The organism is Clostridium polyendosporum, assembly GCF_018332455.1.
GTDB lineage: Bacteria > Bacillota > Clostridia > Clostridiales > Clostridiaceae > Clostridium_AY > Clostridium_AY polyendosporum.
The window spans coordinates 28,576-37,763 of sequence record NZ_BOPZ01000033.1 but is presented as its reverse complement, the minus strand read 5'-3'; the positions used below and the strand labels follow the sequence as shown (position 1 = coordinate 37,763).

At 30.1% G+C, this 9,188-nt stretch carries 9 protein-coding genes and 1 pseudogene; 7 read left to right on the top strand and 3 right to left on the bottom strand.

The features are described 5' to 3' along the window. Together CPJCM30710_RS15165 and CPJCM30710_RS15160 are read right to left on the bottom strand one after the other, a co-directional pair. Positions 1-144: pseudogene (locus CPJCM30710_RS15165) on the bottom strand (IS5/IS1182 family transposase); the annotation flags it as partial. A gap of 110 nt (positions 145-254) precedes the next feature. Next, complete coding sequence (locus CPJCM30710_RS15160; RefSeq protein ID WP_212905008.1) at positions 255-605, bottom strand: hypothetical protein; 351 nt, start codon at positions 603-605, stop codon at positions 255-257. Between the two features lie 546 nt (positions 606-1,151). Between CPJCM30710_RS15160 and CPJCM30710_RS15155 the strand changes: the two genes are divergently transcribed. The 6 genes from CPJCM30710_RS15155 to CPJCM30710_RS15130 all read left to right on the top strand — a co-directional run bounded on the left by CPJCM30710_RS15155 (position 1,152) and on the right by CPJCM30710_RS15130 (position 5,413). Continuing rightward, a complete protein-coding gene (locus CPJCM30710_RS15155) occupies positions 1,152-1,610 on the top strand; it encodes an Lrp/AsnC ligand binding domain-containing protein (RefSeq protein ID WP_212905007.1) in 459 nt (152 codons plus the stop codon). A gap of 374 nt (positions 1,611-1,984) precedes the next feature. After that, complete coding sequence (locus tag CPJCM30710_RS15150) at positions 1,985-2,833, top strand: Rossmann-like and DUF2520 domain-containing protein (protein ID WP_212905006.1); 849 nt, start codon at positions 1,985-1,987, stop codon at positions 2,831-2,833. Position 2,834: 1 nt separating this feature from the next. Beyond that, positions 2,835-3,659 (top strand): 3-methyl-2-oxobutanoate hydroxymethyltransferase, encoded by an 825-nt coding sequence (panB, locus tag CPJCM30710_RS15145; protein ID WP_212905005.1) that lies wholly within the window; start codon positions 2,835-2,837, stop codon positions 3,657-3,659. Between the two features lie 13 nt (positions 3,660-3,672). Continuing rightward, positions 3,673-4,518 (top strand): pantoate--beta-alanine ligase, encoded by an 846-nt coding sequence (panC, locus tag CPJCM30710_RS15140; RefSeq protein WP_212905004.1) that lies wholly within the window; start codon positions 3,673-3,675, stop codon positions 4,516-4,518. Between the two features lie 169 nt (positions 4,519-4,687). Beyond that, the gene (gene panD / locus CPJCM30710_RS15135) at positions 4,688-5,071 is read left to right on the top strand and encodes an aspartate 1-decarboxylase (protein WP_212905003.1); all 384 of its coding nucleotides are present in this window, start codon (positions 4,688-4,690) and stop codon (positions 5,069-5,071) included. A 135-nt stretch (positions 5,072-5,206) separates the two neighbouring features. Continuing rightward, positions 5,207-5,413: a DUF378 domain-containing protein gene (locus CPJCM30710_RS15130; RefSeq protein WP_212905002.1), complete on the top strand. Its 207-nt coding sequence runs from the start codon at positions 5,207-5,209 to the stop codon at positions 5,411-5,413. Positions 5,414-5,514: 101 nt separating this feature from the next. On the opposite strand, the gene CPJCM30710_RS15125 is transcribed toward CPJCM30710_RS15130, so the two are convergent. Beyond that, entirely contained in the window at positions 5,515-7,266 is a 1,752-nt protein-coding gene (locus CPJCM30710_RS15125) for a phosphoenolpyruvate carboxykinase (ATP) (protein WP_212905001.1), read from the bottom strand. 396 nt (positions 7,267-7,662) lie between these two features. On the opposite strand from CPJCM30710_RS15125, the gene CPJCM30710_RS15120 reads away from it, so the two are divergent. Continuing rightward, the gene (locus CPJCM30710_RS15120) at positions 7,663-9,126 is read left to right on the top strand and encodes an NADP-dependent glyceraldehyde-3-phosphate dehydrogenase (protein ID WP_212905000.1); all 1,464 of its coding nucleotides are present in this window, start codon (positions 7,663-7,665) and stop codon (positions 9,124-9,126) included. The last annotated feature ends 62 nt before the right edge of the window (positions 9,127-9,188 follow it).

Genomic DNA, 9,188 nt, shown 5'->3' with positions numbered 1-9,188 from the left:
ACAATATAAATCTTTAGTTAATTCTCTTATAAATGAAAAATCTATATATTTATCAATTTTTCTTAATAAGTGATCTTGAGGAACTAATTGATCAAGCATAACCACTTCAATCTTACATTGTGCTTCTTTTCTTTCTCGTATCATTTGAGTAACTCCTATGAAATAAAATTATATACTTTTAATTTTACTTCATAATTCAGTAAAAACAAAGACTGATGACACTTTGTCAGCAGTCTGATAAAAATAAAAAACTCCTAGCGGAGTTTTTTATTTTTATCTTCTATTTCTTTTATATATTTTACTCTATTAGGTTTTGCTTTTGGCTTTATTTTAATCTTTTTCTCTTTTTTCTTAATCCCATATCCAGCTAAATCTATAAACCATAGGAAAAGGATTACAAATATTGAGGACATTACTAGCCTAATAATATATCCTTGAAATTGTGTTAAAAATGCTGGAAGAAAGAAAAATACTATAGCAGCACCCAATACTATCCACTTATTAACCTTGAGCTTACTAAGTATAAAATGCTTCAATAAATTAAAAACTACTAGCACAATAATTGAAAATCCTATGAATAAAAGAATACTTAAAAAATTATTCATATAAATTCTCCCCCTTTAAAAATATTTCTTAATAAAGATAAACAACTTCAATCTTTAAACAATTCATGTTAAATAAAATTTAATAGGCATCGAGCCCTTTTAGCCTTAGTCAGATTTCACTTCGTGAAATAACAGCATATAGTCTCGGCATTCAATACTTTTCCTAAAATTCTTAATTCAATATGAACTTGTATAGCTTGAATTTTAAGTTCAATTATGAAGTTGTATATCTATAATATTAAATTAAAATTAAATTTTTTTCAATTGTTCAATATATTTCCACAAAAGAATTAATTTTCAATATTTTTTCAATTAAAGATACATATATTTTAAAAATAAATAAATTATTAAAACTAGTTTTAATTCTAAAATTGATTAGTAAGAAAATATTTTATTTTTAGTAAAATGTCAATTAATAAAAAAAAATTTTTAAATTTTTTATTTTTTTGTGGAAATAATTTATTTATTTTGATAAAATATAAAAGTACTATAACAAATTTACAAAATAAGGTTATAAACTAGAACAGAAGAGGTGAGTTTTGGCTTATGCAAAATGCTCATTTAGACGAATTAGATTTACAAATTTTGGATATTCTTATTAAAGATTGTAGAACACCATATCTTGAAATAGCAAGAATGTGCCATGTAAGTGGTGGAACTATTCATGTAAGAATGAAAAAAATGGAAGATTTAGGTATAATAAAAGGGTCTAGAATTCTTTTAAACCTTCCAAAATTAGGATATGATGTATGTTGTTTTGTAGGTATTTATATTGATAAGACTTCTTCATTTTCTGCAGTTACTGAAGAACTAGCAAAAATTAAAGAAGTTGTTGAATTACACCTGATTACTGGTAACTACTCTATTTTTGCAAAGGTTATCTGCAAAAGTATAGCAGATCTTCAGGACACTCTAACAAACAAAATCAATAATATTATTGGAATTGAGAGAACAGATACATTTATATCATTATCTCAACCAATAGACAGAAATATTCAACTTTAAGAGAGCAAAATTGCTCTCTTTTTGCTTGTGGCCATTTCATAAATTAAAACCTTAATAAGCAAGAATGAAAGGAATCGATGTCCTTTCATTCTCGGTCAGATTTTACTTTGTAAAATGACAGTAAATAAAGCTGAGTAGGCATTGAGCTTACTCAGCTTTATTAAAAATTGAAGCCATTTATATTTATTTTCTTCCAAATTCTAAGCTTAGTTATCAACTTATGTATATATACCTATTTGTACTTATTGATATATTTTAAAATATATGATAACATTTTTTGTGGGTAGTATCTTTTAGGAACTACACTTGATTATTTCTCTGCTTTTCGTTTTAAAGTCACCATGGGGAACAAATCCTGATGAGGTGATAATTAAGTGAAAATAGGTTTTTACGGGGCAGGCAAAGTTGCCTTTTCCTTAGGTAAGTATTTTAAAATGAAAAATATACCTTTAAGTGGATATTATTCTCAAAATTATAATTCTACTATAGACGCTTCGGAGTTTACATCTTCTAATGCATATATTAATTTAGAAGATTTAATAATAGAAAGCGATTTTATTTTTATTACAACTCCTGATGACGTTATTAATGAAGCCTGGCAGAGAACGAAAAACTACAATATTGATGGAAAAATTATAGCTCACGCTAGTGGCTCTCTTTCCTCACATATCTTTAATGAAGCTAAAGAATCAGGTGCATTTCCTTTATCTATACACCCAATTTTCCCATTTTCAGATAAGTATAATTGTTATAAAAATCTAAACAAAGCTTTTTTTACAATAGAAGGCAATAAAACAGCCCTTGATGCTGCCCAAAGCATTCTTAAGGTCTGCGGAAATAAAACTATACAAATTGATAGTGATAAAAAAGCACTATATCACTTAGCTTGTGTAATGAGTTCTAATCTTGTTTTAGCTTTAACAAGCATAAGTTGTCAATATTTAAAAGACATAGGTTTTAATGAAAGTGAGGCTTTCTCCGCCCTTTATCCGTTAATTACTTCTAATATTGAAAGTATAAATGCTAAAGGATTTAACAGGTCATTAACTGGACCTATTCCTAGAGGAGATGAAACTACTTTAAGAAAACATTTGTCTGTTATTTGTGATGAACATAAATCTTTATATTTAGATTTATGTAGACAACTTTTATCCCTTTCTACTGAAGCTTATCCTGAAAAAAATTATAAAAACGTTATTGATATATTGGGAGGAGGAAATTAAAGTGAAAAATACCGTAGCAACTTTTTTAGAAGCTAAACAAAAAGGCAATAAAATTTCAATGCTTACTGCTTACGACTACTCCACTGCAAAACTTATTGATTCCTGCGGAATCAATAGTATTCTTATAGGCGATTCACTTGGAATGGTGTGTCTTGGTTATAAAGATACATTAAGTGTTACAATGAGCGATATGCTTCATCATACAAAAGCTGTAACAAAAGGAGTTGAAAATGCACTAGTAGTTGCGGATATGCCTTTTATGTCCTATACCAATGAAGTTGATGCAGTTAAAAATGCTGGTAGACTTATTAAGGAAGGCCAAGCACAAGCTGTAAAACTCGAAGGTGGTGCTTCTGTTGCAGCTCAAGTAAAAGCTATAGTTAAAGCTCAAATTCCAGTAATGGGACACATAGGTTTAACACCTCAATCTATAAATATGTTTGGGGGCTTTAAGGTTCAAGGTAAGACTACAGATGCAGCAAAAAAATTAATAGAAGATGCAAAGATTCTTGAGGAAGCTGGAGCTTTTTCTATTGTACTTGAATGTATTCCTGCTGAACTTGCAAAATTAATTACAGAATCTGTAACAATACCTACAATAGGCATAGGAGCTGGTTCTCACTGCGATGGCCAAGTACTAGTATATCAAGATATGCTTTCGATGTTTTCAGGATTCAAACCAAAATTTGTAAAGGAATATGCAAATTTGGGAGAGTTGATGAAAGATGCCTTTATTAAATATGATAGAGAAGTTAAGGATGGTATTTTTCCAGATGAAAAATATACCTTTAAAATAGATCAAGATATATTAACAAAGCTTTATTAATAGGGAGGAAAATATGAGAGTTATATGTACAATAAGTGAAATAAGAGAAATCATAAGAGAATGGAAAAAAGAAGGATTTTCTGTAGGTTTTGTTCCAACTATGGGATATCTACATGAAGGACATAAAAGTCTTATTGAAAAAGCTTCATCAGAAAATCAAAGAGTTGTAGTTAGTACTTTTGTAAACCCTACTCAATTTGGTGCTAATGAAGATTTAAATAAATATCCAAGAGATCTTGAGAGAGATACTAATCTTTGTGAAAAAGCTGGGGCTCATATAATGTTTGTTCCTTCAGCGGATGAGATGTACCCTACCACTCCTCTTACTTTTGTTAATGTAAATATACTTACCGAAGGTCTTTGTGGAGAAAAAAGACCTGGTCATTTTCAAGGAGTATGTTCTGTTGTAACAAAACTCTTTAATATTATTACTCCTAACAGAGCATATTTTGGAGAAAAAGATGCTCAACAGCTTGCTGTAATTAGACAAATGGTCAAAGATTTAAACATGGATGTAAAAATAATAGGTTGTCCAATCATTAGAGAGAATGATGGACTTGCAAAAAGCTCAAGAAACACATATCTCTCAGATGAAGAAAGAAAGGCTGCTTTAATTTTAAATAAAAGCTTAAAACACGCTAACGAACTTCTTCTTGAGGGAGAAAAAAATACAGAGAAAATTATTGAATCAATTAAATCATTTATTATTTCAGAACCATTAGCTAAAATTGATTATGTTCAAATAGTAGATTCAGAAACTTTAAAATCAGTAGATAAAATAGAAAAACCTGTACTTATTGCAATAGCAGTATTTATTGGTAAAACAAGATTAATTGATAACTTTACTTGGTCAAACTAATGATATACAATTTCACTCCTTAAACAATTGAGTTATGAAGTTGTTATCTATAAAGATGAAATTTAATTCTTAGTTAATTTCAGAAAACAGTCTGTTCATTCTGTTTTCTGAAATTCTAAATTTTATATAAACAAACAATATATATATATAATTTGAGGGGGATTTATAAATGCAACTTACAATGTTAAAATCTAAAATTCACAGAGCAACAATTACAGAAGCTAATTTAAACTATGTTGGAAGCATAACAATTGATACAGCACTAATGAAGGCTGCTGGAATTAATGAATATGAACAAGTACAAATCGTTGATATAAATAATGGCCAAAGGTTTGAAACCTATGTTATACCAGGTGAAGAAAATAGTGGTGTTATGTGTCTAAATGGTGCTACTGCTAGACTTGTACAACCTGGTGATAAAATTATAATTATGTGTTACTGTACTTTAGACAAAGAAGAGATTGAAGGTCATAAACCAGTAGTGGTTTTAGTAGATGATGAAAATAAAGCAACTGAAATATTTCATTATGAAAAACATGGAGAAATTAAATAAAAATAATACATATTTTTCATTTTGTCGGTAAAAATAAGTGCATAAAGTCAAATAAATCTGAGCAGGCATCGAGCCTAATCAGATTGAGTCAGATTTCACTTCGTGAAATGACAGCAAATAAAGGAGTGTGTTGTTATGAAGACTTTAGACATTATAGCACTTGTTTTAGTAATTATTGGTGCAATTAACTGGGGACTTATCGGTTTCTTTCAATTTGATTTAGTTGCAGCTCTTTTTGGATCAATGTCAGCTGTAAGTAGAGTTGTTTATGCACTTGTTGGAATAGCTGGTCTTTATGCTATTTCATTCTTTGCAAAAGATAAATATACCGATGTAGAATAATAAAAAATCCTCTCTATCATAGAGAGGATTTTTCTATTTGCTGTTATTTCACAATAGGAAATTTTATTCTTTTAGAAATTAACTAAAACTAAATTTGGTTATTATTTTTCTAGACTTCTTATAACTTCGAACAATTCTAGTGCAGCATTTCTTGGGCCATCCTTCTCCAGACCTGGAATTGCTAAACAAGTTTTAATTTGTCCAACTTTAACACCTGTTTCAAATAGCTTACCAAAATACTGATCTAATAAAATATCTGTTTCATTTTGCTTTTGAGCTGGTCCGAAAGGATTAGCAAAGTACGATTTTACAAGTCCCGTTTCTGTTGTAGTTCCTTTAGCCATTCTAGCTCCTGCCTTAAATACCTCTATAGCAGCTTCTGAAGTTTCAAAATATTCTATCGCTTTTACACCAGCTTCAACTTTTTCGTAGTTATTAGCATATAGGAATATATCTACCGCATATCCTTTTACTATTTCTTTGTAGCTAGAAACAGGCATAACTAATCTTGCATTAGTTTTATCTGGATTCATAAATATACTTCTATCTATCTCTTTAAATGCATATCCTTGATCAAGATCATCTAACCTTACAAAAGCACCAATTTCAGTACCGTATCCAAGTATCTTTCCACCCTTTTCCTTTAGTGATCCCATATCATCAAAAACTATTGTCATGTCACTTACATATTCTTCACTTAATGCTCTAAATGCTTCAAGACTCTCTGACTTACCTGCTCCACTATCTCCTACAATTACTACATTTGCAGTTTTTCCATTCTTAAGTACTATATTTACCATAGCACCATGGATTGGCAGATATCCTCTTTTTATCATAATGAGATTATGAAGTGTTAATGACATTTTCTTCATATATCCAAAGTAATCTACAGCTTCGTTGTGATTTACATATCCTAGCATAATATCATTTTCTTTGTCATCAAAGAATACAGTTTTTAAAGTATCCCCTTCTTCTCTAGCCCCAAATAAATAAACTACATCTGGTTTTTTTCCTCTGTACTCCTCTGCTCTTGCCATTTCAAAAAGATTACATAAGGTTATACCATGATCCATAAAATCTCTATGAAAATACAGGAATGCAATTAATTCTCCAATCTTTGCTGGATAACAAAACCAATGGTCTATATTTATTTTGGCATTTGAAAGTGGATTCGCAAATGTTTCAGTAAACATACCATCTCTCGTGTTTCTTTTAGGATATGTTATAAAAGGCGGTTCTAATGAAATTGCATCTATAAACGGAATATCTTCTAACATTTCATATCCCTTAGGTATAGGCCAATTAACATTATTTAGCATTATACAAGCATTTCCTCCAGCTGGAAGTTGTCTAAATACATTTGGCATATGACCTATAACATTCTTTTCTATGATTCTATATAACCTTAATATAAGCTTAGAAAATTGAGAATTAGCTTCAGTAAAGCTTACTGCTGCAATCCCCCTCTTAACTGTGTTATTATGAATTACTGTATATCTTTCAAGCTTTCTCCAATAAGAATATATATCTTCTACAAGAGATATGAATGCATCCTTATCTTTAAAAAGCTTACTAAAATTTTCATTATATCCTACTATGTCATTTACATTCATTATTGTTAACATTTGAAAGGATCTGATAAGGATTGTTCTGATCTCTTCTCTATTAGAAGTTTCTAAAGCTTCTACTAACATCTTAAAGTTATGGGTTTTTCTTTGTTTAGCTCTACTTAAATAAGAATCAACTACCCTTCTAAATCCTTCACTTTCTAATAAACTTTCAAAGCTATCACAATACTTAGCTGTAAAGTTAATTGTGATCTTATCATTGCTCATTGAAAATTCCTTGCGCATGATTTTGCCCCCCATGAATTATTTATTTAAAAATTGAATTTTTTGAATATTTTGTAAAACAACTACAATTATACCATAACTTTTAAAATATTTAAAATTATTACCAACAATCTTTTATCTATTTCAATTATTGCAACACTATTTTTAAATAAAAAAATCGCCAAGGCGACTGTGGAGCTGTCGATTTTTTTACGCATCTGCCTTTCCGAACACATGTGAGGAAAAATTGGCAGGCGAACTATATTTTATTTTTTACTCTTTAGGTGTCGTAATTAAACTGGCGGTCCTAAATTACATTTTCAAGTTATCCACAATTCTTGAATTTTATAATTTGCTAAAGAGTAAAATAATATTTAATTCAAATAATATATATGAAAGAGAAATGAGGTGAATATCTTGTTTTCAAAAATAAAAAAAGATGAGTTATATCAAAATGTATATAATGGTATTTGGGGCGGTATAAAAACGGATGAAAATATTCCTATATATGCTCCATTAGATAATTCTTTTATAGGCTATATTCAAAAATATTCTAAAAATGATGTTGATAGAACTATAGATAATTCTAAAAAAACACAAGTTGCCTGGAGTGAGACACCAATAAATGAAAGAGCAGCTATTCTTCATAAAGCGGCTACAATTTTAGAAGATCATAAGGAATATCTCGCAGAACTTCTTTGTAAAGAAATATGCAAAGATAAAAAATCTTCGCTTTCAGAAATACAGAGAACTGCTGATTTTATCCGCTTTACAGCTGATGAAGGTAAACATCTATATGGTACAGCTATTTCAAGTGACAGCTTCCCTGGGTATAAAAAAGACAAACTTTCTTTTGCAACTTACGTTCCTTTAGGGGTTGTTCTTGCTATTTCACCTTTTAATTATCCTATAAATCTCTCGGCTTCAAAGATTGCGCCTGCTTTAATTGCTGGAAATAGCGTTGTGTTTAAACCACCTACACAAGGTTCAATATCTGCCCTCCATCTTGCTCAGATATTCAATGAAGCTGGAATTCCTCCTGGAATACTTAATACTATAACAGGAAGTTCTTCAGAAATTGGCGATTACCTAGTCACACATCCTTCAATAAATTTTATTAACTTTACAGGAAGTACTAAAATAGGAAGGCATATTGCCAAAATTGCTGAGATGGTTCCATTATTAATGGAGTTAGGAGGTAAGGATGCAGCTATTGTACTTGAGGATGCCGACTTAGAAGATGCATCTTCAGATATAGTTTCTGGAGCCTTCAGCTATTCTGGTCAGCGCTGCACGGCAGTAAAAAGAGTACTTGTTATGGAAACAGTTGCAGATGCTTTATCTGAAATGATTAGAAAGAAAGTTGAAGAGCTAAAGGTTGGTAGTCCATTTGAAGATGTACAAATAACCCCTCTTATAGATAATAAAGCTGCAGACTTTGTTCAAGAGTTAATAGATGATGCAGTACAAAAAGGTGGAAAGCTGTTAATTGGTAATAAAAGAGAAGGTAATTTAATATATCCAACCCTTTTTGATTATGTGACAAAAGATATGAGACTAGCATGGGAAGAACCCTTTGGACCAGTCCTTCCCATTATGAGAGTAAAAACTATTCAAGAAGCTATAGATATCGCTAATCGCTCCGAGTATGGACTTCAGTCGTCTGTTTTTACTAAAAATATAGATAAAGCCTTTTATATAGCATCAAAATTAGATGTAGGAACTGTACAAATAAATAATAGAACTGAACGAGGTCCTGATCATTTTCCTTTCCTTGGTGTAAAATCCTCTGGCCTCGGAACTCAAGGAATCAGTTATAGCATAAAAGCAATGAGTAGACCAAAAGCAATAGTACTTAATTTTGAAAATAAAATTGAATAGTCGTAGAATGTATTAAAGATAAATAACTTCAATCCTTAAACAATTGATGAAAAACAAAGGGG